Source organism: Azospirillum baldaniorum (assembly GCF_003119195.2).
Taxonomy (GTDB): domain Bacteria; phylum Pseudomonadota; class Alphaproteobacteria; order Azospirillales; family Azospirillaceae; genus Azospirillum; species Azospirillum baldaniorum.
In genome coordinates, this window is sequence record NZ_CP022253.1 from 458,796 (window position 1) to 483,098 (window position 24,303).

At 68.9% G+C, this 24,303-nt stretch carries 28 protein-coding genes; 15 read left to right on the forward strand and 13 right to left on the reverse strand.

Annotation, left to right across the window (positions count from 1 at the left end):
* Positions 1-347 precede the first annotated feature (347 nt).
* The 5 genes from Sp245p_RS02105 to Sp245p_RS02130 all read left to right on the forward strand — a co-directional run bounded on the left by Sp245p_RS02105 (position 348) and on the right by Sp245p_RS02130 (position 4,235).
* Positions 348-896 (forward strand): invasion associated locus B family protein, encoded by a 549-nt coding sequence (locus Sp245p_RS02105; RefSeq protein WP_014238706.1) that lies wholly within the window; start codon positions 348-350, stop codon positions 894-896.
* A 78-nt stretch (positions 897-974) separates the two neighbouring features.
* Positions 975-2,144, forward strand: coding sequence for a dual-specificity RNA methyltransferase RlmN (gene rlmN / locus Sp245p_RS02110; RefSeq protein ID WP_014238705.1), 1,170 nt, complete (start codon positions 975-977; stop codon positions 2,142-2,144).
* A gap of 27 nt (positions 2,145-2,171) precedes the next feature.
* A complete protein-coding gene (locus Sp245p_RS02115) occupies positions 2,172-2,408 on the forward strand; it encodes a hypothetical protein (protein WP_014238704.1) in 237 nt (78 codons plus the stop codon).
* Entirely contained in the window at positions 2,408-2,719 is a 312-nt protein-coding gene (locus tag Sp245p_RS02120; RefSeq protein WP_014238703.1) for a hypothetical protein, read from the forward strand. The genes Sp245p_RS02115 and Sp245p_RS02120 overlap by 1 nt, the downstream gene beginning before the upstream one ends.
* A gap of 280 nt (positions 2,720-2,999) precedes the next feature.
* Entirely contained in the window at positions 3,000-4,235 is a 1,236-nt protein-coding gene (locus Sp245p_RS02130; protein ID WP_014238702.1) for an argininosuccinate synthase, read from the forward strand.
* Positions 4,236-4,322: 87 nt separating this feature from the next.
* Here the strand turns inward: Sp245p_RS02130 and Sp245p_RS02135 are convergent, their stop codons facing one another.
* The 3 genes from Sp245p_RS02135 to Sp245p_RS02145 form a co-directional block, all read right to left on the reverse strand.
* Positions 4,323-5,993, reverse strand: a complete 1,671-nt coding sequence (locus Sp245p_RS02135) for a methyl-accepting chemotaxis protein (RefSeq protein WP_014238701.1) — start codon at positions 5,991-5,993, stop codon at positions 4,323-4,325.
* Between the two features lie 220 nt (positions 5,994-6,213).
* Positions 6,214-6,648: a VOC family protein gene (locus tag Sp245p_RS02140; RefSeq protein ID WP_014238700.1), complete on the reverse strand. Its 435-nt coding sequence runs from the start codon at positions 6,646-6,648 to the stop codon at positions 6,214-6,216.
* Entirely contained in the window at positions 6,649-7,062 is a 414-nt protein-coding gene (locus Sp245p_RS02145) for a rhodanese-like domain-containing protein (protein WP_014238699.1), read from the reverse strand.
* A 156-nt stretch (positions 7,063-7,218) separates the two neighbouring features.
* Here Sp245p_RS02145 and Sp245p_RS02150 point away from each other — a divergent pair, with 156 nt between their 5' ends.
* The gene (locus tag Sp245p_RS02150) at positions 7,219-7,662 is read left to right on the forward strand and encodes a YkvA family protein (protein WP_014238698.1); all 444 of its coding nucleotides are present in this window, start codon (positions 7,219-7,221) and stop codon (positions 7,660-7,662) included.
* A 4-nt stretch (positions 7,663-7,666) separates the two neighbouring features.
* On the opposite strand, the gene Sp245p_RS02155 is transcribed toward Sp245p_RS02150, so the two are convergent.
* The 8 genes from Sp245p_RS02155 to Sp245p_RS02190 form a co-directional block, all read right to left on the reverse strand.
* Positions 7,667-8,596, reverse strand: coding sequence for a DMT family transporter (locus Sp245p_RS02155; protein ID WP_014238697.1), 930 nt, complete (start codon positions 8,594-8,596; stop codon positions 7,667-7,669).
* A 122-nt stretch (positions 8,597-8,718) separates the two neighbouring features.
* Positions 8,719-10,161, reverse strand: a complete 1,443-nt coding sequence (ccmI, locus tag Sp245p_RS02160) for a c-type cytochrome biogenesis protein CcmI (RefSeq protein ID WP_014238696.1) — start codon at positions 10,159-10,161, stop codon at positions 8,719-8,721.
* The gene (locus Sp245p_RS02165) at positions 10,161-10,637 is read right to left on the reverse strand and encodes a cytochrome c-type biogenesis protein (RefSeq protein ID WP_014238695.1); all 477 of its coding nucleotides are present in this window, start codon (positions 10,635-10,637) and stop codon (positions 10,161-10,163) included. The genes ccmI and Sp245p_RS02165 overlap by 1 nt, the downstream gene beginning before the upstream one ends.
* Positions 10,634-11,170: a DsbE family thiol:disulfide interchange protein gene (locus Sp245p_RS02170; RefSeq protein WP_014238694.1), complete on the reverse strand. Its 537-nt coding sequence runs from the start codon at positions 11,168-11,170 to the stop codon at positions 10,634-10,636. Before Sp245p_RS02170 ends, Sp245p_RS02165 begins: the two co-directional genes overlap by 4 nt.
* A gap of 13 nt (positions 11,171-11,183) precedes the next feature.
* Positions 11,184-13,175, reverse strand: coding sequence for a heme lyase CcmF/NrfE family subunit (locus Sp245p_RS02175; protein WP_014238693.1), 1,992 nt, complete (start codon positions 13,173-13,175; stop codon positions 11,184-11,186).
* Between the two features lie 55 nt (positions 13,176-13,230).
* Entirely contained in the window at positions 13,231-13,686 is a 456-nt protein-coding gene (gene ccmE, locus Sp245p_RS02180; RefSeq protein WP_038525715.1) for a cytochrome c maturation protein CcmE, read from the reverse strand.
* Positions 13,683-13,901, reverse strand: coding sequence for a heme exporter protein CcmD (gene ccmD / locus Sp245p_RS02185; protein WP_014238691.1), 219 nt, complete (start codon positions 13,899-13,901; stop codon positions 13,683-13,685). Before ccmD ends, ccmE begins: the two co-directional genes overlap by 4 nt.
* A gap of 31 nt (positions 13,902-13,932) precedes the next feature.
* Complete coding sequence (locus tag Sp245p_RS02190; RefSeq protein WP_014238690.1) at positions 13,933-14,652, reverse strand: heme ABC transporter permease; 720 nt, start codon at positions 14,650-14,652, stop codon at positions 13,933-13,935.
* 222 nt (positions 14,653-14,874) lie between these two features.
* Between Sp245p_RS02190 and Sp245p_RS02195 the strand changes: the two genes are divergently transcribed.
* Genes Sp245p_RS02195 through Sp245p_RS02200 form a run of 3 tightly spaced genes read left to right on the forward strand, consistent with a single transcriptional unit; the run spans position 14,875 to position 15,554 of the window.
* The gene (locus Sp245p_RS02195; RefSeq protein ID WP_129557140.1) at positions 14,875-15,123 is read left to right on the forward strand and encodes a FitA-like ribbon-helix-helix domain-containing protein; all 249 of its coding nucleotides are present in this window, start codon (positions 14,875-14,877) and stop codon (positions 15,121-15,123) included.
* Positions 15,120-15,275: a type II toxin-antitoxin system VapC family toxin gene (locus Sp245p_RS34745; protein ID WP_144019070.1), complete on the forward strand. Its 156-nt coding sequence runs from the start codon at positions 15,120-15,122 to the stop codon at positions 15,273-15,275. Before Sp245p_RS02195 ends, Sp245p_RS34745 begins: the two co-directional genes overlap by 4 nt.
* A 39-nt stretch (positions 15,276-15,314) precedes the next feature.
* Complete coding sequence (locus tag Sp245p_RS02200) at positions 15,315-15,554, forward strand: type II toxin-antitoxin system VapC family toxin (protein WP_014238687.1); 240 nt, start codon at positions 15,315-15,317, stop codon at positions 15,552-15,554.
* Between the two features lie 3 nt (positions 15,555-15,557).
* On the opposite strand, the gene ccmB is transcribed toward Sp245p_RS02200, so the two are convergent.
* Together ccmB and ccmA are read right to left on the reverse strand one after the other, a co-directional pair.
* The gene (ccmB, locus tag Sp245p_RS02205) at positions 15,558-16,223 is read right to left on the reverse strand and encodes a heme exporter protein CcmB (RefSeq protein ID WP_014238686.1); all 666 of its coding nucleotides are present in this window, start codon (positions 16,221-16,223) and stop codon (positions 15,558-15,560) included.
* Positions 16,220-16,909, reverse strand: a complete 690-nt coding sequence (gene ccmA, locus Sp245p_RS02210; protein WP_014238685.1) for a heme ABC exporter ATP-binding protein CcmA — start codon at positions 16,907-16,909, stop codon at positions 16,220-16,222. Before ccmA ends, ccmB begins: the two co-directional genes overlap by 4 nt.
* Positions 16,910-17,320: 411 nt before the next feature.
* Here ccmA and Sp245p_RS02215 point away from each other — a divergent pair, with 411 nt between their 5' ends.
* The 6 genes from Sp245p_RS02215 (at position 17,321) to Sp245p_RS02240 (ending at position 24,187) form a co-directional block, all read left to right on the forward strand.
* Positions 17,321-19,000 (forward strand): putative transporter, encoded by a 1,680-nt coding sequence (locus Sp245p_RS02215; RefSeq protein WP_014238683.1) that lies wholly within the window; start codon positions 17,321-17,323, stop codon positions 18,998-19,000.
* Positions 19,001-19,071: 71 nt separating this feature from the next.
* Positions 19,072-20,751 (forward strand): putative transporter, encoded by a 1,680-nt coding sequence (locus Sp245p_RS02220; RefSeq protein WP_014238682.1) that lies wholly within the window; start codon positions 19,072-19,074, stop codon positions 20,749-20,751.
* Positions 20,752-20,903: 152 nt separating this feature from the next.
* Entirely contained in the window at positions 20,904-21,710 is an 807-nt protein-coding gene (locus tag Sp245p_RS02225) for an ABC transporter ATP-binding protein (protein WP_014238681.1), read from the forward strand.
* 121 nt (positions 21,711-21,831) lie between these two features.
* Entirely contained in the window at positions 21,832-22,668 is an 837-nt protein-coding gene (locus Sp245p_RS02230; protein ID WP_014238680.1) for a transporter substrate-binding domain-containing protein, read from the forward strand.
* Positions 22,669-22,789: 121 nt separating this feature from the next.
* Entirely contained in the window at positions 22,790-23,494 is a 705-nt protein-coding gene (locus tag Sp245p_RS02235; protein ID WP_014238679.1) for an ABC transporter permease, read from the forward strand.
* A gap of 3 nt (positions 23,495-23,497) precedes the next feature.
* Positions 23,498-24,187 (forward strand): ABC transporter permease, encoded by a 690-nt coding sequence (locus Sp245p_RS02240; RefSeq protein WP_014238678.1) that lies wholly within the window; start codon positions 23,498-23,500, stop codon positions 24,185-24,187.
* Positions 24,188-24,303 lie beyond the last annotated feature (116 nt).

Genomic DNA, 24,303 nt, shown 5'->3' on the forward strand with positions numbered 1-24,303 from the left:
CAGGGGCAAGCCCCGCATCACATGGTGCGCGGGGCGCCCCGCTGCAAAGCGTGTTTGGCGCTCCCCCGCATCATGTTCACCGTCATGTGGTCGGGCGGCCAGTCGTGTCATGGGTGGGCTGCGGCGTTCCATCGGGCGTTCGATGGACCTTCTACGCGTCCCTCCGGCCATCGGATCACCGGCTTTCGATACGAAATCGAGCGATCGATTGCAGGACCGGCCGTTGGAACAACCCGTGACTTCGCCGCCGGGACGGGGCGGCGGCCCTGGAAAGCCTCACCGAATTGGGGTAGGGTCCGACCCACTCCCGAACCCGTCCGCGAAACCATTCGAGCCTTCGCCAACCGATGTTGCCCATTCGCACCATCCGTCGCACCGCCGGCGCCGCTCTGCTTCTGGCCGGTCCGATCCTCGCCGCAACCGTCGCCACGGCCAGCGCCGCCGACCCGCGCCTGCTGGGAACCTTCAAGGACTGGAACGCCTTCGCCTTCGACGAGGGCGGGCACAAGGTCTGCTACCTGTCCAGCCAGCCCAAGAAGAAGGAACCCGCCGCGGCCAAGCGCGGGGACATCTATGTGCTGGTGACCCACCGCCCGGCGGAGAAGGCGCTGGACGTCGTCAGCGTCGTCGTCGGCTATCCCCTGAAGAAGGACAGCGAGTCCACGCTGGACGTGGCCGGCAAGTCCTTCAAGCTGTTCACCGACGGCGAGACCGCCTGGGCGCGCGACGCCGACACCGACAAGGCCGTCACCGCCGCGATGCGCGACGCCAAGGGCAAGTCCATGGTGGTGAAGGGTGTTTCGGGCCGCGGCACGAAGACAACCGACACCTACAGCACCGACGGCTTCGCCCAGGCTTACGACGCGATCAACCAAGCCTGCGGCGTGAAGCGCTGAGCAGCGCTGCTCTTTTCACTTGGTCGCTCCTCGTTTCGTCTTTTGACTCCGGACGCTCGTGGCCCTATTTAGGGGGCCATGAGCGCCTCCAACCATGCTGCTGCCTTTGCCCTGCCGGCTGTTGACGCCGATGGGCGCAAGAACCTTGTCGGCCTGTCCCGCGACGAGCTGGAAGCCGAAATGCTGTCCGTCGGCCTGGAGAAATTCCGGGCCCGCCAGCTCTGGCACTGGATCTACCACCGCGGAGCCACCGACTTCGCGGTGATGACCACGCTCGCCAAGCCGGTGCGCGAGAAGCTGGCGGAGAGCTACGCCGTGGCCCGCCCGACGGTCGTCCGCGACCTGAAGTCGGTGGACGGCACGCGCAAGTGGCTGCTGCGCATGCCCGACGGGCAGGAGGTGGAGAGCGTCCACATTCCCGAGGAGGACCGCGGCACGCTCTGCGTCTCCTCGCAGGTCGGCTGCACGCTGACCTGCCGCTTCTGCCACACCGGCACGCAGCGTCTGGTGCGCAACCTCGACGCCTCGGAGATCGTGGCGCAGGTCATGCTGGCCCGCGACGCGCTCGGCGAATGGCCGGCGCCGCCGGACGGGCGGATGATCTCCAACATCGTCATGATGGGCATGGGGGAGCCGCTCTTTAACTACGAGAACGTCGCCAAGGCGCTGAAGATCGTCATGGACGGCGACGGGATCTCGATCTCGAAGCGCCGCATCACGCTCTCCACCTCCGGCGTCGTCCCGGCCATGAAGCGCTGCGGCGAGGAGCTGAACGTCAACCTCGCGGTCAGCCTGCACGCCGTGACCGACGAGCTGCGCGACATCATCATGCCCATCAACCGGAAATATCCGCTGAAGGAGCTGATGGACGCCTGCCGCAATTACCCCGGCCTGAACAACGCGCGGCGCATCACCTTCGAATACGTGATGCTGAAAGGCATCAACGACAGCCCGGCGGACGCCCGCGCCCTGGTCAAGTTGCTGGAGGGCATCCCGTCGAAGATCAACCTGATCCCCTTCAACCCCTGGCCGGGCGCCCCCTACGAGCGTTCGACCGACCGGGCGATCCAGGTCTTCGGCGACATCGTCAACAACGCCGGCTACGCCAGCCCCGTCCGCACCACCCGCGGCGAGGACATCATGGCCGCCTGCGGCCAGTTGAAGAGCGCGTCCGTCCGCCTGTCCGCCGCCGACCGCGCCGCCATCGAGAAGGTGCTGGCCGAGAAGGACGCGGCGCTGGCCGGATAAGGCCGGACCTATCCCTGGGAGTGCTCCGTGCCTGAGTTCGCCGTCGATCCCGGCCTGATCCTGTTCCTGTTCAACGCCGCGGCGGTCTGGCCGCTGATGCGCATCTTCCGCCGGGCGGGCTTCTCGCCCTGGTGGGCGTTGGTGATCTTCGTGCCGGTGATCGGGCTGGTCGGCGTGCTGGGGCTGCTGACGGTGCGGCGCTGGCCGGCGCGGGTGCTGGTCGACGGGCCGGCGCGTCCGCGCAAGGCGCGGAGGGCCGCGTGATGGAGATGCTCGAGTCCGTCGTCGCCCTGCTGAACGCCGTCTACTGGCAACCCTGGGCGGCGATCATGTCCACCGACCCGTGGACCGCGAACCTCGTCATGGCGATCCTGCTGATGCTGAAGCTGATCTTCGGCGGCTGGGTGCTGGCCAAGGGCGGGCGCAGCCCGCTGTGGGCGCTGGTTCTGCTGATCAACGGGGCGGACATCCTGGCGATGTGGCTCTACGCCTACATCCGCTGGCCTTTCGTGGACCGGGCGCCCGCCCGCCCCGCCGCGGAGAGCGCTGTTGCGGCCGACGCCGGGACGGATTGAAGCCCCTTAACCCTCTCCCCTCTGGGGAGAGGGTGGCCCGAAGGGCCTCTCGCGCTGGCCAGAGGCCAGCGCTGACGGCGGCAGGCGGATGCCTCTGGCATCCGCTGAGAGCCGGTGAGGGGGATGTGCGTTTCGGTACGTTCGGCAAAAGCGCAACCCCCTCACCCTAACCCTCTCCCCAGAGGGGAGAGGGTACTTATGAGCGGGACCGATTGATTCGCATCGGTCGTAGGGCTACTGTCCGGCACCGATATTTTTCCCCACCCGCGTGAGTAGTCCCATGAGCGGTGCGTCCGGCAAACAGATCAAGAAAGTGGTGCTCGCCTATTCGGGCGGCCTCGACACCTCGGTGATCCTGAAGTGGCTCCAGGAAACCTATCAATGCGAGGTGGTGACCTTCACCGCCGACCTCGGCCAGGGCGAGGAGCTGGAGCCGGCGCGCAAGAAGGCCGAGCTTCTGGGCATCAAGCCGGAAAACATCTTCATCGACGACCTGCGCGAGGAATTCGTGCGGGACTTCGTGTTCCCGATGTTCCGCGCCAACACCCTCTATGAGGGCACCTACCTGCTCGGCACCTCGATCGCCCGGCCGTTGATCGCCAAGCGCCAGATCGAGATCGCCAACCAGGTCGGCGCCGACGCCGTGGCCCACGGCGCCACCGGCAAGGGCAACGACCAAGTCCGCTTCGAGCTGGGCTACTACGCGCTCCGCCCGGACATCAAGATCATCGCCCCATGGCGCGAGTGGGATCTGAGCAGCCGCACCCGGCTGATCGACTACGCCGAGAAGAACCAGATTCCGATCGCCAAGGACAAGCGCGGCGAGGCCCCGTACTCCACCGACGCCAACCTCCTGCACATCTCCTACGAGGGGAAGGCGCTGGAGGACCCGTGGGTCGAGCCGTTCGAGGACATGTACACCCGCTCCGTCGCCCCGGAGAAGGCCCCGGACACCCCGACCTACGTTGAGGTCGAGTTCAAGCGCGGCGACGCCGTGGCGATCGACGGCAAGGCCCTGTCCCCGGCGGCCCTGCTGACCGAGCTGAACCGTCTGGGCGGCGAGAACGGCATCGGCCGCCTCGACCTCGTCGAGAACCGCTATGTCGGCATGAAGTCGCGCGGCGTGTACGAGACGCCGGGCGGCACCATCCTGCTGGCCGCCCACCGCGCGATGGAGAGCATCACGCTCGACCGCGGCGCCGGCCATTTGAAGGATGAACTGATGCCGCGCTACGCCGAGCTGATCTACTGCGGCTACTGGTTCAGCCCGGAGCGTCTGGCGCTCCAGGCCCTGATCGACCAGACCCAGGAGCCGGTGAACGGCGTGGTCCGCCTGAAGCTGTTCAAGGGCAACGTCACGGTCGTCGGCCGCAAGTCGCCGAACAGCCTCTACCGCATGGACTATGTGACGTTCGAGGAAGACAGCGTCTACAACCAGAAGGACGCCGAAGGCTTCATCAAGCTGAACGCGCTTCGCCTGCGTCTGGGCGCCATGGCCCGCGCGAACGTCAAGTAAGCGCGAGACCGTTGTGAACGTGGAACGAGGGGGCTTCGGCCCCCTCGTTTCGTTTCGGGCGATGGCTGCGTGGTGCGGGACGCCCGCTCACGCCGCCCGGATGTTGACGAGGAAGCGCTCGACCTCCAGGCGGAGCGTTTCCGCCTGCCGGCTCAGCTCCTCGGCCGACGACAGCACCTGGGAAGCCGCCGACCCGGTCTCCACCGCGGCCTGATGGACCTGGACGATGCTGCCCGACACCTCCGTCGTGCCGTGGGCGGCCTGCTGGACGTTGCGGGCGATCTCGCCGGTGGCAGCACCCTGCTCCTCCACCGCGGCGGCGATGGTGGTGGCGATGCCGTTGATCTCACCGATCGTCCCGCCGATGGTCTTGATGGCGCGGACGGTTTCGGTGGTCACCCCCTGGATCGTCTGGATTTGGGTGGCGATCTCCTCGGTCGCCCTGGCCGTCTGGTTGGCCAGCGACTTGACCTCCGAGGCCACCACGGCGAAGCCCTTGCCGGCCTCCCCGGCGCGCGCGGCCTCGATGGTGGCGTTGAGCGCCAGCAGGTTGGTCTGGTCGGCGATGGCCTTGATGAGCCCGACCACCTCGCCGATCTTCTGACCGGCCTCCGCCAGCCCTTGGACCGTCCGGTCGGTGCGGGCCGCCTCATCCACGGCGTTGCCGGCGATGGTGGTGGAGGTCGCGACGTGGCGCCCGATCTCGGTGATGGAGGCGGACAGCTCCTCGGTGGCCCCGGCGACCGCCTGGACGTTGGTGGTCGCCTGTTCCGACGCGGCGGCGACCGTGGACGCCTGCCGGCTGGTCTCCTCCGCGGTGGACGACATCGACTCCGCGGTGGCGCGCATCTCGGTGGCGGCGGAGGCCAGCATCTTCAGCGTCGCGTGCACCGTGCTGTCGAAGCCGACGATGTATGTTTCCACGAGCGCCTGCCGGGCTTCCTTGCGGGCCTGCTCCTGGCGCTGCTCCTCCTCCATCCGGCGGTTCGCGACGGCGGAGTCCTTGAACACCGCCAGCGAGCGGGCGAGCGTGCCGACCTCGTCCATCCGGTCGGTGCCGTCGACGGTGATGCCGAGGTCACCCTTGGCGAGGCGCTGCATCAGTTCGGCCATGGCGCGCAGCGGGGCGACCACGCGGAACAGAGTCGTCGTCACCGCAAAGGCGGCGGCCAGCACGCCGAGCAGCACCGCGATCCCCAGGATCCAGCGGGAGGTGTCGTAAGCGGCGTTGGTTCGCTCATACACCGCCTCGGCCTCCTTCAACTGCAGGTCGACCAGCTTGCCGACGGCCGCCGCCACCGGGTCGATGCTGGGGTAGAGCGTGGACACCGCGAAGGCGTCCAGCGCGGCCTGATCCTTGGCCTGCATCAGCGCGCGGGCGGTGGTCGCGGCGGCGCGCGCCTTGCCCATGTGGCGTTCGGCTTCGTTCGCCAGCTCCTTTTCGCGGGCGTTCATCGAGGTGGCCGTGAAGGCCGACCAGCGCGTCGCGATCTCGCCGAGCGCGGCATCGATGGATTTGAGACCGCCTTCCCACGTCTCGGCGCCGCCGCGCACCTTGTGCGTGGTGTCGACGATGTTGACGGCGAACATGTCGGAGACGACCTTCAGGTCGCGCAGCGGGACGACGCGGTCCTTGAACACCGTCTCCATGCCCTGGTGCGACTGCCCAAGGGCCAGCCAGCCGGTGGCCGCAATCGCGAAAAGAAAGAAGCACAGAACAGAGAGGGCAACCAAAAGGCGTGCTTTGACCGTAGACATCGGCTCGTTCCACGATGCGTTGACGTTGCAGGTCATGGCATCGTGAATGAAACATATTAACATTAAGCTACATTTTAACGAAAATATATTACGTCTAAAGGTTACAACTCTCGTGTCCGAGCGACACCGCCATGGATGTCATGACGGTGTCCTGCTCTGGACGGCGTCAAATGCCTTCACCACATCTTCGAGCAAGGATTGCAAGAGGGTGATGCCCCGATCATCCCTCCAGCTTGAAACTTCCGTCCTCGCCCAGCGCGGCGAAGGGGTTCCAGGCGACCTCCCAGGGGTGGCCGTCCGGGTCGGCGAAATAGCCGCTGTAGCCGCCCCAGAAGACGTCCTGCGCCGGCTTCAGGATCCGCCCGCCGGCCCGCTCGGCCTGGGCCATCACCGCGTCCACCTCCGCTTTGCTGCGCAGGTTGTGGGCCAGCGTGATGCCGCCGAAGCCCGAGGTCGGGCCGGACTCCGCCAGATGCGCGTCCTCGGCCAGCGCCTCCCGACCGTAGAGAGCCAGCGCGATGCCGCCCAACTGGTAGAAGGTGATGGCGTCCTGGCTGACCGGGGAGGGGGTCCAGCCCAGCCCCTCCTCGTAGAAGCGGCGGCTGCGCGCGAGGTCGGCGACGCCGAGCGTGATCAGGCTGACTCTCTGTTCCATTCAGCTGCCCTTCCGTTCCATGGCGGGCGGCATGGCGACGGGCAGCCCGGCCTCCTTCCAGCCCTTGAAGCCGCCGTCGAGGTGGCAGACGTTCTCCAGCCCCATCGACTGCACGGTGTCGGTGGCGAGCGCCGAGCGCCAGCCGCTGGCGCAGTAGAAGACGAAGCGCTTGCCCGACGCGAAGACCGGCTTGTGATAGGGGCTGTCCGGATCCACCCAGAATTCCAGCATGCCGCGGGTGGCCGGGAAGGCGCCGGGTATCATGCCGTCGCGCGTCAGCTCGCGCGGGTCGCGGATGTCCACGAACACCACGTCGGGGTCGCCGTGCAGGGACAGCGCCTCCTGCGGCGTGATCGCCTGGATGCGGGCGTTTGCCTCGGCCAGCAACTCCTTGTAGCCGTTCTTCATCGGCATGGCGGTTTCCTCCTTTTGACGCTTTGGCCGTAGTCGAACCCTTGGCGGGACCGTTGGCGCGTCTGCGCTGTTGTCACTCCACGCAACTGTGCAACAGGCCGCCCCGCCCGGTCCACCGGGAAGGGCGGCCGGTGCAGGGGGAGCCCAGGGAAAGCCATGCCGATCGCCACCGACGGACCCACCGAAGCCGCCGCCGCTTTGCCCACCGTCATCGACCCGGTCCGCGTGGAGCGGAACGAGCGCTACGTCCGCCGCCGCTTCTGGAACACGCTGCGCGCCAACCTGCACCGCGTTCCTTTCCTGGAGCAGGCGCTGGCCGCCTTCTTCTGCGCGACCGACCCGCAGACGCCCTTTAAGGCGAAGGCGATCCTGATGGCGGCGCTGGCCTACTTCGTGCTGCCCGCGGACTCGATCCCGGACTGGCTGATCGCGGTCGGTTTCGTGGACGATGCGGCGGTGCTGGCCACCGCCGTCCATGCGGTGCGCAGCAATCTGAAGCCGGAGCATGAGGAGCGTGCCCGCGCCGCCCTGCGCAAGGAGCAGCAGATGAAGCCTGCCGCGGGTGACGCTTCCGGGATGAAGCCCGCCGGGAACGGCTGACGGCTCACGCCTTGGCCGCACGCCGCTCGGCGCGGGACTGCGCGGCGTCGCGATGCGCGGTGTAGAGGGCGGAGGCGGCGATCACCCCGGCCCCGACCCAGCCCCAGACGTCCATGGCCTCGCCGAACAGCGGCCAGGCGAGCAGGGCGGTGAAGGGCAGGCGGGCGTAGTCGTAGGGCATCATCGCCGAGGCCGGCGCCAGCTTGAAGGCGCGGGTCATCGCCAACTGCCCCAGGGTCAGGATGCCGCCCAGCAGGACGAGCCAGCCGAGCGCCGTCCAGCTCGGCCATTCCCACACGAACAGCGCCGGCACCAGCGCCATCGGGGTCAGGAACAGCCCCATGTAGGCGACCACCACCATCACCCCGTCGGAGGTCGCCAGCGCCCGCACCTGGAGCGTGGTTATGGCGGCGGCGACGCAATGCAGGAGCATGACCAGGATCGTCGGGTCCAGGGTGGCGTCGTCGGGGCGGATGACGATCATCACCCCGGCCAGCCCGACCAGAACGGCGGCCCAGCGCCGCGCCCGCACCGTCTCGTGCAGGAACAGCGCGGCCCCGGCGGTGACGAAGAGGGGGATGGTGAAGCTGAGCGCCGTGGCGTCCGGCAGCGGCATGTGGGTGACGCTGTAGAACCAGCACAGCATCGCCACCAAGCTGGTCGCCGAGCGCGAGGCGTAGAGCCCTGCCCGCCCGGTGCGCAGCCGTCCCAGCCCGACCGCCGCGATCCAGGGCAGCATGAACATCAGGCTGAACAGGTTGCGGAAGAAGACGATCTCGAAGGGGTGAAGCTCGCCGCTGACGTGGCGGATCATCGCGTTGCCGATGGCGATGAACAGGGCGGCCCCCAGCATCCAGAAGGCCGCCTCCAGCGGCTTTCCCGCCATGCCGGGGCCGGAGGCGGGACCTTTGGCGGTGAGCGCGTGGGTGGGCAATCGGTCGCGTCCCTGGCGGATCGGCTTGCGGGTGGCGCGTTCCGTTCGGGCGCGCCACCCCAGCGTGCAACGCCATCCTGCTCTTCAGGCGCGCCGGGTTGCAAGGGACATTCGGAAGACGCTCAGCCGCCGGCCTTCAGGGAGTCGAGGCGGGCGCGAATCAGCGTGTATTCCGGCTCCTCCGGCTTGAACTGGGCCAGCAGGCGGGTCCACAGATCGGTGGCCTCCGCGGTCTGGCCGACGCCCGCGGCGTTCAGGCCGAGCAGCCAGAGCGCGTCGCGGTTGTCGGGCTCGGCCGCCAGCGCCTGACGGAGCGAGGCGACGGCCTCCTCCGGCATCGGGCCGGGCTTGCTGCTCCGCGGCTCCGCCGACAGCAGGGCGGAGGCGTAGGCGACCAGCACGTCGGGCCGCTGGGGCGCCCGCTCCCGCGCCTTGCGGGCGGCGTCGATGGCCTTCGCCGACTCGCCCATCACGCCGTAGGAACGCGACAGCCGCAGCCAGCCGTCCACGTCGTCCGGGTTGGCCTCCAGCCGGGCGGCCAGCCCGTCGACCATGCCGCGGATCATCTGCTGCTGGTCCTCGCCCTCGGTCTGGCCCTGCGCTTGGCCCTGGCCCTGGTTCTGGCCCTGGTTCTGGGCGACCGGCGGCTGTTGCTGGGCAGGCAGGGGCTCCGGCGTCACCTTGGCCGGGTCGAGGTTCAGCGCCTTGGCGGCCTCCGCGATCTGCGTCCGGACGATCGGCACCCAGGGCGCGTCGGCGTGGGACTCGGCGAGCAGGGCGCTCCAGCGCTCCAGCGCGTCCTTGGTGTCGCCGGCCTGGAAACGGGCCAGCGCGGCGTAGAAGCGGGCGCGCGGCTCCTTGGGGTCCTTCGCCAGCACGCGGTCGAAGGTCTTGCGGGCCTCGTCCGGCACGGTGCCGCCGTTGGCCGAGATCAGGACCTCGCCGTAGCTGCCGAGAAGCTCCAGATCGTCGCCGGCCAGGGCCACCGCCTTGCCCAGCGCGTCGGCGGCCTCGGGCAGGCGGCCCATCTTGGCGTAGGCCTGGCCGAGGATGGCCCAGCCCTGCGGGTCGTCGGGGGTCTCGGCGAGCTGGGCCTTCAGCTTGTCCATCGCCGCCAGCACGTTCTTCGGAGGCCCGCCGCGCTCATGGTCGAGATTGCGCGAGGCCAGCGGCTGGGCCGGCAGCTCGGGACGGCCGAGCTTGCCGTAGACGGCCAGCGTGCCGAGCGGCAGCAGGACGGCCAGCAGGGCGGCCAGCGCCATCGCGCTGCGCGGAGCGCGGGCGGCGGGCGCCTTGCCCTTCGCACCATCCTTTGCAGACCCCTTGCCGCGGTCGGCGATGGCCAGCATGCGGCGGCCGATCTCGGCGCGGGCGGCGGCGGCCTGCGCCTCGCTGATCAGGCCGCGGCCCTGGTCGCGCTCCAGCTCGCCCAGCTGGTCGCGGTAGACCTCCAGGTCGTAGGCGGCGCGCTCCTCGGCGGCGCCCTCGGGCTTCCTCAGCAGCGGCGGCACGATCAGCAGCACCACGGCCGCCGTCAGGGCGGCGGCGACGATCCAGAACAGCATCAGGCTTTGTCCTTGCGGAGCAGGGCGTCCAGGCGCCGCCGCTCGTCCTCGGTCAGCGGGGCGGTGTCGCCGCCAGCGGCAACAGCGGCACCCTTACGCCCGCGCAGGTACAGGGCCGTGGCGACGCCGCCGATGGCCAGGATCACGAAGGGGCCGATCCACAGGAACAGCGTCGTCGCCTTGAAGGGCGGGCGCAGCAGCACATAGTCGCCGTAGCGGTCGGTGACGAAGCTCAGCACCTGTTGGTTGCTGTCGCCGGCGGTCAGCCGTTCGCGGACCAGCACGCGCAGGTCGCGGGCGAGCGGCGCGTTGGAGTCGTCGATCGACTGGTTCTGGCAGACGAGGCAGCGCAGATCCTTGCTGATCTCCCGGGCGCGACCCTCCAGCGCCGGGTCCTTCAGCACCTCGTCGGGCTGGACGGCGGAGGCGGCGACCGGGGTCAGCGCCAGCAGGACAGCGAGAAGGAGGGCTCTCACGACGCGCTCCGCAGATGCTTGACCATGGGCAGGATCTGTTCCTCGACCACCTGCGGGGTCAGGGGGCCGACATGCTTGAAGCGGATGCGGCCCTGGCGGTCGAGCAGGAAGGTCTCCGGCACGCCGTAGACGCCCCAGTCGATGGACACGCGGCCGTCCAGATCGACGCCGATGCTGGCGTAGGGATCGCCGTTGCGGTTCAGCCAGGCGATGGCGTCCTCCGCCTTGTCCTTGTGGTTGATGCCGCGCACCGTCACGCCCTGCTCGCGGGCCAGCCGGGTGATGATCGGGTGCTCGGCCTTGCAGGGGATGCACCAGGAGGCGAAGACGTTCACCAGCGTGACGTCGCCCTTCAGCGTCGCGTTGGACAGTCCTTCCTTGTGGCCCGGCAGCGGCGGCAGGGAGAATTCCGGCGCCGGCTTGTCGATCAGGGCGGACGGGATGTCGCGCGGGTCGCGGTCGAACCCGCGCAGGAAGGCCACGCCGACACCGACGAACAGCAGCAGCGGCAACAGATAGATCAGGCGGCGCATCGGAAGCGTGTCCTTACTCGGCGGGCTGAAGATTGCCCTTGGCGGCGCGGCGGCGCTCCGGGGCGCCGACACGGAAGCGGCGGTCGGACAGGCTGACCAGCCCGCCCAGCATCATCCCCAGCGAACCGATCCAGATCCACGGCACCAGCGGGTGATGGTACAGCCGCACGGTCCAGGCCGTGCCGTTCTGCGTCGGGTCGCCCAGCGCCACATAGACGTCGGACAGCCAGGTGGTGTGGATCGCCGCCTCGGTCGTCGTCATGCGGGTGACCGGGTAGCTGCGGCGCTGCGGCGTCAGGGTGGCGATGGTCCTGCCGTCGCGGGTGACGGTGAAGACGCCTTGCTCGGCGCTGTAGTTCGGGCCCTGCACCGTGCCGACGCGATCGAAGTGAACGGCGTAGGCGCCGACCGTGGCGTTGTCGCCCGGCTTCATCGCCTTGATCGTCTCGCTCTGCCAGGCCGAGGTGCCGGTCATGCCGGCGATGGCGATGCCCATGGAGGCGTGGGCGATGGTCATGCCCCAGGCGCTGCGCGGCAGGTTGACGGCGCGGTTCCAGCTGTCCTTCGCCGGGATGCGGAACAGGCGGATGCGCTCGGCGAACTCGGCGATCGAGCCGAAGAAGGCCCAGGCGGCGAGCGCGACGCCGACCAGCGCCAGCAGCGGGCCGCCGCCGTTGGTGACGTAGGCGGCGATGGCGACGCAGGCCACGGTCGCCACGCCGGCCGTCCACAGCCGGGTCAGGGCGCCCAGCAGGTCGGCGCGCTTCCAGGCCAGGAAGGGGCCGACCACCATGGCGATCACCATCGGGATGGCGACCGGGATGAAGGTGGCGTTGAAGAAGGGCGGGCCGACCGACACCTTGCCGAGGTCGAGCACGTCGAGGAACAGCGGGTAGAGCGTGCCGATGAAGACCGTCGCCGTCGCGGTGGACAGCAGCAGGTTGTTCAGCACCAGCGAGCCCTCGCGGCTGACCGGGGCGAACAGGCCGCCGGTCTTCAGGCTGGGCGCCCGCACGGAGTAGAGCAGCAGCGAGCCGCCGGTGGCGATCGCCAGCAGGACCAGGATGAAGACGCCGCGCGCCGGGTCCACCGCGAAGGCGTGGACCGAGGTCAGGATACCCGACCGCACCAGGAAGGTGCCCATCAGCGACAGCGAGAAGGTGATGATCGCCAGCAGGATGGTCCAGGTCTTCAGCGCGTCGCGCTTCTCCACCACGATGGCGGAGTGCAGCAGCGCGGTGCCGGCCAGCCAGGGCATGAAGGAGGCGTTCTCGACCGGGTCCCAGTACCACCAGCCGCCCCAGCCCAGCTCGTAATAGGCCCACCAGGAGCCGAGCGCGATGCCGGCGGTCAGGGTCGACCAGGCGGCCAGCGTCCAGGGACGCACCCAGCGCGCCCAGGCCGGGTCGACGCGCCCTTCGATCAGGGCCGCGACCGCGAAGGAGAAGGCGACGGAGAAGCCGACATAGCCCGCGTAGAGGAAGGGCGGGTGGAAGGCGAGTCCGGGGTCCTGGAGCAGCGGGTTCAGGTCGTTGCCGTCGAGCGGCGCCGGAACCACGCGCAGGAAGGGGTTCGACGTGATCAGGATGAACAGCAGGAAGCCGACGCCGATCATGCCCTGGACGGAGATGACGCGGGCCTTCAGCGAGGGCGGCAGGTTGCGCCCGAAGATGCCGACCGCCGCGCCGAACACCGTCAGCATGACGATCCACAGCATCATCGAGCCTTCGTGGTTCCCCCACACGCCCGACACCTTGTAGAGCATCGGCTTCATCGAGTGGCTGTTGGCGACCACGTTCGACACGCTGAAGTCCGACACCACATGGGCCCAGGTCAGGGCGCCGTAGGCGACCAGGACCAGCAGCATCTGGGCGATGGCGGCGGGGCGGGCGACGCCCATCCAGGCGGCGTTGCCGGTGGCGGCGCCCACCAGGGGGACGCCGGACTGCACCAGCGCCACGAACAGCGCCAGCACCAGCGCGTAATGGCCGAGTTCGGGAATCACGGGCCCGATGCTCCCTAAAAGAACGGAATGAGGAGGAGTGGAGAAGCCGCCAGCGTCACGAGCTGGGCTTCTGCTCCTTCGAGTTCGCCTTGAAGTGCTCCGCTTCCTTCAGCGCGGCGGCGACTTCCGGCGGCATGTAGTTCTCGTCGTGCTTGGCCAGCACCTCGCGCGCCTGGAAGACGCCGTTGATCATGCGGCCTTCCGTGATGACGCCCTGGCCCTCGCGGAACAGGTCGGGAAGCTGGCCGCGGTAGCTGACCGCGACGGTGTGCACCGTGTCGGTGACGCGGAACTGCGTCGTCACCCCGTCGGGCATCTTGCTGACGCTGCCTTCCTCGACGAGGCCGCCCAGGCGGAAGTTGCGGTCGCCGATGTCCTGGGTCTGCAACTGCGTCGGGCTGAAGAAGAAGACGATGTTGTCCTCGAACGCCGTCAGCGTCAGGGCGGTGGCTGCGCCAAGGCCCAGCAGGGCGAGGCCCAGCATGTAGAGGCGCCGTTTCTTGCGGGTCATCCTTCACCAACCTCCGCCGCGGGCGACGCCGCGGCTCCGTTGCGCGCCCGGCGCCGCCGCGGTGGGCGGCTGCCTTCCAGCGCCTTCAGAGTCGTCTCGGCGCCGCGCAGCGCCTTCAGCGTGGCGGCCAGCAGGCCGACCATCACCAGCGCCGCCAGCGCGTAGGACGACCAGACATACGCGGCGTAGCCGCCCATCGCGAAAAACTCTGCCATCCTTGCCTCCGGCCCAGCCTGTTCCCGTGCCTCAGCCCTGCGCCTCGGTCAGGCGCATCGTCTGGATCTTGCGTTGCACGATCTCCGCCCGCAGGCGCAGCAGGACCACCGTGATGAAGTAGGCGGTGAAGCCCAGCGCCATGACCAGCAGCGGGACCAGCATGGACCCGTCGATGGTCGGTCCGCCCATGCGGATGACGCTGGCCGGCTGGTGCAGGGTGTTCCACCAGTCCACCGAGAATTTGATGATCGGCACGTTCACGATGCCGACGAGAAGCAGCACGTTGCCCGCCCGCGTCCCGCGCTGCGGGTCGTCGAAGGCGTTCACCAGCGCCATGTAGCCGAGATAGAGGAAGAACAGGATCAGCACGCTGGTCAGCCGCGCGTCCCACACCCACCACGTTCCCCACATCGGCGCGCCCCACAGCGAGCCGGTGACGAGGCAGATGAAGGTGAAGCCGGCGCCGACCGGGGCGGCGGCCTTGGCGAACAGGTCGGCCAGCGGGTGCTTCCACACCAGCCCGCAGGCGGCGGCGATGGCCATGTTGACGTAGACGAACAGGCTCATCCAGGCGGCGGGGACATGGATGTACATGATCCGCACGGTGTCGCCCTGCTGATAGTCGCGGGGCGAGCCGATCAGCGCGACGTAGAGCCCGACGATCAGCAGGATCACGGTCGCCCCCGCCGTCCAGGGCAGGATCGCCGCCGACAGGCGCTGGAAGCGGGCAGGATTTGCAAATCGATGCATAGGACCTATGGGCCTCTGGTCGTGCTGCGGACGATATAAGCTCAGTGATGCCCCAGCGCGAGGGGTTTCGCCTTGATCTTGGTCAGGAAACATGGCCGCACACCGTGGTGTTTTCAGGACGGTGCGGCGGCCTGTCGCACTGACGGTACGACGGGTTGACGCGGCCTTTCCATGCTACGTTGGTGTGGGATGGGCAAAAAAGTCCGAGGGGCTGCCATGGGCATGATCACCGTGCGCGACATCGACGATTCGGTTCTGAAGGCGCTGACCGACCGCGCCAGTGCCGCCGGCCGGTCTTTGGAAGAGGAGGTGCGCGAAACGCTTGCCCAGTCCGTCCGCCGGAGCCATGAGGATTTCTGGGAGCGCGCGGACCGGCTTCGGGCCGGCTTCGGGGGGAGCGTCGTTTCCGACAGCGGTGTGATTTCCGCCGAGATGCGGGAAGAGCGGTCGCAGCGGATCGGCGAGCCATGAAGCGCCTGACATCGTCCATCGTCGCCGATGCCAGCTTGGTGGTGAAATGGGTCGTCGCGGAAGAGGACAGTGACAAGGCGAAGGTGGTTGGGCTGGGACGCACATTGCTTGCCCCCGATCTGCTGCTCGTCGAATGCGCCAACATTCTCTAGAGGCATCAGAGGCGCGGGGAGATCGGCCAGGACACCGCTATGGCGGCACTGACCGTTTTGCAAGCCGGGCCTTTCACGTGGACGAGGGACTCCGAACTGGTCGGCGACGCCTGCCGTCTGTCCACCGAGTTGAATCACCCGGTGTACGATTGCCTTTATCTTGCGCTCGCGCGGCAAACCGGTGTGCCGGTGGTGACGGCTGACCTCCGCTTCGCCGGTATTGTCCAACGATTTCCGGCTTTTTCGGGCAGCATCCTCGCTCTGAACGCTCTTGAGTGATGCCTACTCCACCGCCTGACGCAGGGCGGCGGCGCTGGCCCAGGGGGCGAGCGGCAGGGCGCCGGCCAGAAGGCCGCCCAGCAGCAGCAGATGCGGGCGCGGGGTCAGGCCGTTCAGGGCGGCGTCGATGGCCCCGGCGCCGAAGATCAGCACGGGGATGTAGAGCGGCAGGATCAGCAGCGACAGCAGCACGCCGCCGCGCCGGGCGCCCAGAGTCAGCGCGGCGCCGATGCTGCCGATCAGGCTGAGGATCGGCGTGCCGACCAGCAGAGTCAGCACCAGCACCCCGAACCCCTCCGCGTCCATGTTCAGCAGCAGCGCCAGCAGCGGGGCGGCGGCGATCAGCGGCAGGCCGGTCACCAGCCAGTGGGCCAGCGTCTTGGCCAGCACCACCGCCTCCATCGGCAGGGTGGACAGCGACAGCAGCTCCAGCGAGCCGTCCTCGTAGTCGTTCTGGAACAGCCGCTCCAGCGACAGCAGCGAGGCGAGCAGGGCCGCCACCCAGATCACCCCGGCGGCGATTCGGGCGAGGATGTTCGGCTCCGGCCCGACGCCGAAGGGGAAGAGCACCACGCAGAGAACGAAGAACATCACGGCGATGCTGGCGTCCGACCCCTGGCGCAGCGCCAGCCGCAGGTCGCGCCCGATCAGGCGCAGGAAGCGGGTCACGCCGCGTCCTCCTCTTCCAAAACGTCGTCGTCCCCGCCCCCGTCGTCCCCGTCGTGGGGGACGGGGGTGAACTCGTCGAGGTGCAACTCGCCGGCGCCGGGCATGGCGATGTCCACATGGGTGGAGACGGCGACCATGCCGCCGCCGGCCCGGTGCTCCGCGATGATCTCCTCGAACAGGGCGATGGCCGCGCGGTCGAGCGCCACGGTCGGTTCGTCGAGCAGCCACAGGGCGGCGGGGGCGGCGATGATGCGGGCGAGGTTCAGGCGCCGCTTCTGCCCCGCCGACAGGTAGCGCCCCGGCACGTTGGCGATGTGCGGCACGCCCAGCCGCTCCAGCGCCTTCAGCGCGTTGCCCCGCGGGTCGGCGGCGCCGCCCAGCGTGGCCCAGAAGGACAGATTCTCCACCGCGCTCAGCACCGGCTTCACCGCGTCGAGATGGCCGACGTAATGGATGCGGCCGCGGTGGGCGTCGGGATCGTCGGTCACCGGCACGCCGTCCCAGGAGAGCTGGCCGCGGATCGGCTTGAGCAGTCCGGCCATGACGCGCAGCAGGCTGGACTTGCCGCTGCCGTTGGGGCCGAGCAGGAACAGCGCCTCCCCCGGCGCGATCCGGAAGTCCAGCCCGGTGAAGACCAGCCGGTCGCCACGGAGACAGGTCAGCGCGGAACCGGCGAAAACGGGCATGGCGGCGGGCAGGGCTCTTGCGGTGGACGGGGCGGGGGGAGCTATAGCACAGCCTGTCCGGGTGCCAAAAAGAAACGGCCTCACAAAAGGTCGGGCCAAACAGAAACGGCTCCAAAAAGAAACGGCCATCGCAAGGGGGTTCTTGCGATGGCCGCCGATCCAGCCGGGGCCTGGCTGGGGGCGCCGGAAAACCGGAGCCCTGATCGTCGCTTAGGGGCCGGGCCGCAGGGGTTCACGGGTCCGGCCAGCCACTTCATGCCGTAAGGCTCCGTCCGGTTTAGGGCCAGAAAGTGGCGAAATTTTGATCCGATGAATGTCCCTTACCATTCCAGGGCATTGCCCGGGTGAAGCGGAGCGGGCATTCATAGGCGCCTTCGCCCCCTCGCTGCTCAACCGGACCGGGTGCCTGCCATGACCCTGCTGATCGACCTGTTCAACGGCCTTCCCGACATCGCCCGCATCATGCTGATGCTCAGCGTGGTGGCGGCGTCGGGGCTGGCGCTGGGACAGATCAAGGTGCGCGGCGTGGGGCTGGGCATCGGCGGGGTGCTGTTCGCCGGCATCGCCGCGGGGCACGTCGCCAAGGCGCTGGGCCTGACCTTCGACCATCACGTCCTGCATTTCATGCGGGAGTTCGGGCTGATCCTGTTCGTCTACACCATCGGCGTGCAGGTCGGCCCCGGCTTCTTCGCCGCCCTGAAGAAGTCCGGCCTGACGCTGAATCTGCTGGCCGCCTCGCTGGTCGGGCTGGGGGTGCTGGTGGCGGTGGCGATCCACGAAATCGGCGGGGTGCCGCTGCCGGCGGTGCTGGGCATCTTCTCCGGCGCCGTCACCAACACGCCGTCGCTGGGTGCCGCGCAGGAGATGCTGCGCGAGGTCGGGGCCTCGGCGGCGGAGATCAACACGCCGAGCCTCGGCTACGCCGTCGCCTACCCCTTCGGCATCGTCGGCATCCTCATCACCATGGGGCTGATCCGCGTCGTCTTCCGCATCGACCCGGCGGCGGAGGCCGAGGCCTTCGAACGCAAGCGCCGCGCCCAGGTGGAAACCTTGGAGACGCTGGACGTCGCCGTGCGCAACCGGTCGGCCATGGGGCTGCCGCTGCGCGACATGGCGCTGTTCGGCGACCAGGGGGTGATGATCTCCCGCCTGCTGCGCGAGGGGCGGCTTCAGGTGCCGCACCCGGACACCTGCCTGCGCGCCGGCGACGTCGTGCATCTGGTCGGGCCGCGGGTCAAGCTGGAGGCGACGAAGCGGCTGCTCGGCGAGGCGGCGGAGGTGACGCTGACCACCAAGGGCACCGACATGCGCTGGGACCGGCTGGTCGTCACCAACGAGCATGTGCTGGGCAAGGCCATCGGCCAGCTCGACCTCGCCGACGCCTACGACGTGGTGGTCAGCCGCGTCAACCGGGCGGGCGTGGAGCTGGTGCCGAGCCCCGCCCTGCACCTCCAGTTCGGCGACATCCTGACCGCCATCGGCAAGCCGTCGGACCTCCAGCGGGTGGCGGCGCTGATGGGCAACTCGGCGCGGCGGCTCCAGCAGGTGGAGTTCGTGCCGGTCTTCATCGGCATCCTGCTGGGCGTGCTGCTCGGCTCCATCCCCTTCTACATTCCGGGGATGCCGGCGCCGCTGAAGCTGGGTCTGGCCGGCGGGCCGCTGGTGGCGGCGATCCTTCTGGCGCGCATCGGGCACATCGGGCCGCTGGTCTGGTTCATGCCGCCCGCCGCCAACATGGCCCTGCGCGAGATCGGCATCGTCCTGTTCCTGGCGGTGGTCGGGCTGATGTCCGGCGACCGCTTCGTCGAGACGCTGGTGCACGGCGACGGGCTGCTGTGGATCGGCTGCGGCATGCTGGTGACGCTGATCCCGCTGCTGGTCGTCGGCGTCATCGCGCGGGCCTTCGCCCGGCAGAACTACCTGACGATCTGCGGGCTGCTGTCCGGCAGCATGACGGACCCGCCCGCGCTCGCCTTTGCAAACGCAATGAGCGCATCGGAGGCTCCCGCTCTCGCCTATGCCACTGTTTACCCTATGGTTATGTTTCTGCGTATCCTTGCGCCGCAGTTGATCGTCCTGTTCCTCTGGTAGGAGGGCAACCCGGCGGGAGTCCCTCCCGCGGGATCGGCAGGCGGTCTGTCCTCGCGTGAGGAGACGCGGCCATGCACGCGCTCATCGAACTCTTCCTGGCCATGCCGCCGATCGCGCGCGTGGTGTTCATGCTGGGCATCACCTCGGCCCTCGGGCTGGCGCTCGGCCACATACGGCTGCGCGGCGTGGGGCTGGGCATCGGCGGCGTGCTGTTCGCGGGCATCGCGGTCGGCCACTTCGCCAAGCAGGCCGGGGTGACGCTGAACGCCGAGATGATGGAGTTCATCCGCGACTTCGGCCTGATCCTGTTCGTCTACACCATCGGCATCCAGGTCGGCCCCGGCTTCTTCGCGGCGCTGAAGAAGTCCGGGCTGGCGCTGAACGGGCTGGCGCTGCTGATGGTCGGGTCGAGCATCCTGCTGACCGCGATCCTGGTGTTGTTCGACCTCGTGCCGCTGGGCTCCGGCCTTGGCGTCTTCGCGGGCGGGGTGACCAACGCCCCGGCGCTGGCCGCCTCGCAGCAGGTGCTGAAAGAGGTCGGGGCCGACGCCGCGGTGATGGCCCTGCCGGGGCTGGCCTTCGCCGTCACCTATCCCTTCGGCATCGCTGGCAACCTGCTGGCCATGGCGGCGGTACGGATCGTTTTCCGCATCGACCCGCAGGAGGAGGCCAGGGCCTTCGAGGCCGCCCGGCGCGCCGAGGTCGCGGCGCTCGACACCATGGACATCGCCGTCACCAACCCGGCCCTGCGCGGGGTGCGGTTGGGCGACCTGACCCTGCTGCCGAGCCTGGGGGTCTGCGCGTCGCGGCTGCTGCGCGGCGGCCAGCTCCGCGTGCCCGGCGAGGACACGCGGCTGGAGGAGGGCGACGTGCTGCATGTGGTCGGCCCACGCCCGAAGCTGGAGCAGGTCCGCCTGCTGATGGGGCGGGAGGCCGACGTCCGGCTGACCACCAAGGGCAGCGACCTGCGGTGGGAGCGCATCGTCGTCACCGCCAACCCGGTGCTGGGCAAGTCCATCGCCGCGCTGAACCTCAAGGGGGCGTGCGACGTGGTGGTCAGCCGGGTCAACCGCGCCGGGGTGGAGCTGGTGCCCAACGCCGCGCTGAAGCTGCAGTTCGGCGACATCCTGACGGTGATCGGCAAGCCCGACGACCTCAAGGCGGCCGGCTGCATCATCGGCAACTCCGAACGGCGGCTGCAGACGGTGGAGATGATCCCGGTCTTCGTCGGCATCACGCTGGGGGCGCTGCTCGGCGCCATCCCGCTGTTCCTGCCGGGCATGCCGGCGCCGCTGCGGCTGGGCATGGCCGGCGGGCCGCTGATCGTCGCCATCGTTCTGGCGCGCATCGGCCACATCGGGCCGCTGGTCTGGTTCATGCCGCCCGCCGCCAACCTCGCCCTGCGCGAGATCGGCATCGTCCTGTTCCTCGCCGTGCTGGGCATCGCGTCGGGCGACCGCTTCGTCGAGACGATGGCGAGCGGCGCCGGGCTGCCCTGGATGGCCTGGGGCGTCCTGGTCACGCTGGTGCCGCTGCTGCTGACCGGGCTGCTGGCGCGCGGGGTGATGAAGCTGAACTTCCTCAGCATCTGCGGCGTTCTGGCCGGGGCGCAGACCAACCCGCCGGGCCTCGCCTACGCCAACGCGGTGGTCGCGTCGGAAGCGCCGGCGTTGGCCTACGCCACCGTCTACCCGCTGGCCATGTGCCTGCGCATCCTGGCGCCGCAGCTTCTGGTGCTGATGCTGTGGTGAAAAACCCGCCGGCTTCCCCCATCGCGCGGTTGCCCCAGGGCCCGCAAAATCCGCGTTGCGGGAGTTTGTCCGGCGGTCTAGCCTAGCGGCACCGTCCAGGGTTGGGCGGTCCAGACCGCTCCCCGCCCCCGCTCGCCGCCGACAAGCCCCGCATGCACCGACACCCGCCCACGAATCCCAACGCCCCCGAAGCCGTCCTCGTCGAGAATGTCCACAAGCGCTTCGGTCCGCTGGAGGTGCTGAAGGGCGTCTCCCTGACCGCGCGCGAGGGCGACGTCATCACGCTGATCGGCTCCTCCGGCTCCGGCAAGAGCACGCTTCTGCGCTGCATCAACATGCTGGAGGTGCCGGACGAGGGGCGGATCGTCATCGGCGGCGAGGCCATCGGCCTGAAGAAGGCGCGCGGCGGCCAGACCGTTCCCGCCGATTCCCGGCAGGTGGACCGCATCCGCACCCGGTTGGGCATGGTGTTCCAGAGCTTCAACCTCTGGACCCACATGACCATCCTGGAGAACGTCATCGAGGCGCCGGTCCATGTGCTGGGCGTCCCGAAGGCGGAGGCGGTGGACCGCGCCCGCAAGCTGCTGGACAAGGTGGGCATCCTGGCCAAGGCCGAGTCCTACCCGGTGCAGCTCTCCGGCGGGCAGCAGCAGCGCGCCGCCATCGCCCGCGCGCTGGCCATGCAGCCCAAGGTGATGCTGTTCGACGAGCCGACCTCCGCGCTCGACCCCGAGCTGGTGGGCGAGGTGCTGCTGGTCATCCGCCAGCTCGCCGAGGAGGGCAACACCATGATTCTGGTGACGCACGAGATGGGCTTCGCCCGCGAGGTCGCGTCGGAGGTGGTGTTCCTCCACCAGGGCCGGATCGAGGAGCGGGGGCCGCCCGACCGGGTTCTGGTCAATCCGGAATCGGACCGCGTGCGACAGTTCCTGTCGCGCCACCTGTCCGGCGGCGGCTGAATCGATCGCGCGAGGACGGCCCGCTCAATTCCCTTGACTGGCGCTGTAAAACCGTAAACCTCAGAGCCTGCCCGAGCATAAGAGCCATCCATAAGGGCATCAGAACAGAGGAGGTTTTCCCGTGAAGAAGATCGTTGCGGCCCTGGCGCTCGGCGCCATCGTGGCGGTTGCCGGCACCGCCGCCGAAGCCAAGGACTGGAAGAAGATCCGCATCGCCACCGAGGGGGCCTACGCCCCCTGGAACGCGACGGACCCGTCGGGCAAGCTGATCGGCTTCGAGCCGGACCTCGCCCTGGAACTCTGCAAGCGGATCAAGGCCGAGTGCGAGATCGTCGCCCAGGATTGGGACGGCATGATCCCGGCCATCCAGCAGGGCAAGTACGACGCCATCATGGCGGCGATGTCGATCACCGACGAGCGTGAGAAGGTCATCGCCTTCGCCGGCCCCTACGGCACCGAGCCGTCGATGTTCGGGACCATGAAAAATTCGCCGCTCGCCAAGGCGACCTTCCCCGGCGAGCGCTACGACCTGTCGAAGGACGACCCGAAGGCCGCCATCGCCGCCCTGGCCGACGCGCTGAAGGGCAAGACGGTCGGCGTGCAGACCTCGACCATCCAGGCGAACTTCATGGAGAAGCTGCTGCCGCAGGTAGCCGTCCGCACCTACGACAAGCTGGACAACGCCGGCATCGACATGGCCGCCGGCCGCGTCGACGCCATCTTCGGCGACCGTTCGGCGGTGGACGCCATCCTCAAGGCCGACGCCGGCAACGGCATGACCCTGTTCGGTCCGGCCTTCGCGCGCGGCGTGCTGGGCAAGGGCGTGGGCGTGGGCCTGCGCAAGGCCGACGGCGACCTGAAGGAGCTGTTCAACAAGGCCATCGCCGAGGCCAACCAGGACGGCACCATCACGAAGCTGAGCACCCAGCACTTCGGCTACGACATCTCGATCAAGTAACTGGTCGATCAAGTAACCGGTCGATCAAGTAACCGGCCATCATGTGAAGGGATGCCCCTCTCCCCCGTCGCGGGGGAGGGGAACCCGGTTCGGAGCCCTTTCGGAGCCCATTTCGGAGCGCATGTTCGAACTTCTCTCCTTCGGCCCGAACGGGTGGGGCGGCCAGCTTCTCGGCGGGGCCGCGATGACGGTCGCCGTGTCGGTGTCGGCCTTCGTCCTCGGCCTCGTCTTCGGCTCGCTCGGCGCGTCGGCGAAGCTCAGCCGCAACCTCGCCCTCACCGGCGTGGCGGAGGTCTACACCACCGTCGTCCGCGGCGTTCCCGAACTGCTGGTCATCTACCTGCTGTTCTTCGGTGGCAGCGGCGCGGTCATGGCCGTCGGCCGGGTCTTCGGCTACGAGGGCTACATCGAGCTGAACGCCTTCTCCATCGGCGTGCTGGCGGTCGGTCTGATCTCCGGCGCCTATTCGACGGAGGTGATCCGCGGCGCGGTCCAGGCGGTGCCCCACGGCCAGATCGAGGCGGCGCGCGCCTGCGGCATGTCGCGCTGGCTGATCCTGCGCCGCATCCTGGTGCCGCAGACCCTGCGCTACGCCCTGCCGGGGCTGGGCAACGTCTGGCAGCTCACCCTGAAGGACACGGCGCTGATCTCCGTGACGGCGCTGGCCGAGATCATGCGCGTGTCGCATGTGGCGGCGGGGTCGACCCGCCAGCCGTTCCTGTTCTACACCACCGCGGCGGTGCTCTACCTCCTGCTCACCACCGTTTCCACGGTGGCGTTCGAGCGGGCGGAACGCTACGCCAATCGCGGCGTGCGGAGGGCCTGACCCATGAACTGGGACCTGATGTGGGACAGCGTGCCCACCCTCCTGCGCGGCGTTCCGGTGACCCTGCAGCTGGTCGGGCTGGCGCTGCTGTTCGGCGCGGGCGTGGCCTTCGCGGTGGCTCTGCTGCGGCTGTACGGCAACCGAGTCACCGAGCGGCTGATGGCCGCCTACGTCTTCGTGTTCCGCGGCACGCCGCTGCTCGTGCAGATCTTCCTGATCTATTACGGCATGGGCCAGTTCGAGCTGGTGCGCAGCAGCTTCCTCTGGGTCTATCTGCGCGAGCCCTTCTGGTGTGCGATCCTGGCGCTGACGCTGAACACCGGCGCCTACACCAGCGAGATCCTGCGCGGCGCCATCCTGTCGGTGCCGCAGGGCCAGATCGAGGCGGCGCGGGCCTGCGGCATGTCGCGCACGCTGCTGTTCCGCCGGATCATGATGCCGGTGGCGATCCGCCAGATGCTGCCGGCCTACGGCAACGAGGTGATTTTGATGGTCAAGGCCAGCTCGCTCGCCAGCACCATCACGCTTCTGGAGATCACCGGCATCGCCCGCAAGATCATCGCGCAGAGCTTCGCGGTGTTCGAGGTGTTCATCGTGGCGGGCAGCATCTATCTGCTGCTGAACTTCATCGCCTCGCGCCTGATCCGTTATGCGGAGTGGCGCATGACCCCCTACCTGCGGGCGCGGGGGTAGGCGGCTGCCCCCACCCCGACCCTCCCCCGCTTGCGCAGGGGAGGGAGTTGGCGTCCGTCCCCTCCCCTGCGAAGCGGGGGAGGGTTAGGGTGGGGGCGACACTTCCCTCACTCAAC

Bases quoted from the DNA above. Each gene is read 5' to 3' on its own strand.
- Sp245p_RS02105 (WP_014238706.1), top strand. From the start codon at position 348: ATGTTGCCCATTCGCACCATCCGTCGCACCGCCGGCGCCGCTCTGCTT.
- rlmN (WP_014238705.1), top strand. From the start codon at position 975: ATGAGCGCCTCCAACCATGCTGCTGCCTTTGCCCTGCCGGCTGTTGAC.
- Sp245p_RS02120 (WP_014238703.1), top strand. From the start codon at position 2,408: ATGGAGATGCTCGAGTCCGTCGTCGCCCTGCTGAACGCCGTCTACTGG.
- Sp245p_RS02130 (WP_014238702.1), top strand. From the start codon at position 3,000: ATGAGCGGTGCGTCCGGCAAACAGATCAAGAAAGTGGTGCTCGCCTAT.
- Sp245p_RS02135 (WP_014238701.1), bottom strand. From the start codon at position 5,993: ATGTCTACGGTCAAAGCACGCCTTTTGGTTGCCCTCTCTGTTCTGTGC.
- Sp245p_RS02140 (WP_014238700.1), bottom strand. From the start codon at position 6,648: ATGGAACAGAGAGTCAGCCTGATCACGCTCGGCGTCGCCGACCTCGCG.
- Sp245p_RS02145 (WP_014238699.1), bottom strand. From the start codon at position 7,062: ATGCCGATGAAGAACGGCTACAAGGAGTTGCTGGCCGAGGCAAACGCC.
- Sp245p_RS02150 (WP_014238698.1), top strand. From the start codon at position 7,219: ATGCCGATCGCCACCGACGGACCCACCGAAGCCGCCGCCGCTTTGCCC.
- ccmI (WP_014238696.1), bottom strand. From the start codon at position 10,161: ATGCTGTTCTGGATCGTCGCCGCCGCCCTGACGGCGGCCGTGGTGCTG.
- Sp245p_RS02170 (WP_014238694.1), bottom strand. From the start codon at position 11,170: ATGCGCCGCCTGATCTATCTGTTGCCGCTGCTGCTGTTCGTCGGTGTC.
- ccmE (WP_038525715.1), bottom strand. From the start codon at position 13,686: ATGACCCGCAAGAAACGGCGCCTCTACATGCTGGGCCTCGCCCTGCTG.
- ccmD (WP_014238691.1), bottom strand. From the start codon at position 13,901: ATGGCAGAGTTTTTCGCGATGGGCGGCTACGCCGCGTATGTCTGGTCG.
- Sp245p_RS02190 (WP_014238690.1), bottom strand. From the start codon at position 14,652: ATGCATCGATTTGCAAATCCTGCCCGCTTCCAGCGCCTGTCGGCGGCG.
- Sp245p_RS02195 (WP_129557140.1), top strand. From the start codon at position 14,875: ATGATCACCGTGCGCGACATCGACGATTCGGTTCTGAAGGCGCTGACC.
- Sp245p_RS34745 (WP_144019070.1), top strand. From the start codon at position 15,120: ATGAAGCGCCTGACATCGTCCATCGTCGCCGATGCCAGCTTGGTGGTG.
- Sp245p_RS02200 (WP_014238687.1), top strand. From the start codon at position 15,315: ATGGCGGCACTGACCGTTTTGCAAGCCGGGCCTTTCACGTGGACGAGG.
- ccmA (WP_014238685.1), bottom strand. From the start codon at position 16,909: ATGCCCGTTTTCGCCGGTTCCGCGCTGACCTGTCTCCGTGGCGACCGG.
- Sp245p_RS02215 (WP_014238683.1), top strand. From the start codon at position 17,321: ATGACCCTGCTGATCGACCTGTTCAACGGCCTTCCCGACATCGCCCGC.
- Sp245p_RS02220 (WP_014238682.1), top strand. From the start codon at position 19,072: ATGCACGCGCTCATCGAACTCTTCCTGGCCATGCCGCCGATCGCGCGC.
- Sp245p_RS02225 (WP_014238681.1), top strand. From the start codon at position 20,904: ATGCACCGACACCCGCCCACGAATCCCAACGCCCCCGAAGCCGTCCTC.
- Sp245p_RS02235 (WP_014238679.1), top strand. From the start codon at position 22,790: ATGTTCGAACTTCTCTCCTTCGGCCCGAACGGGTGGGGCGGCCAGCTT.
- Sp245p_RS02240 (WP_014238678.1), top strand. From the start codon at position 23,498: ATGAACTGGGACCTGATGTGGGACAGCGTGCCCACCCTCCTGCGCGGC.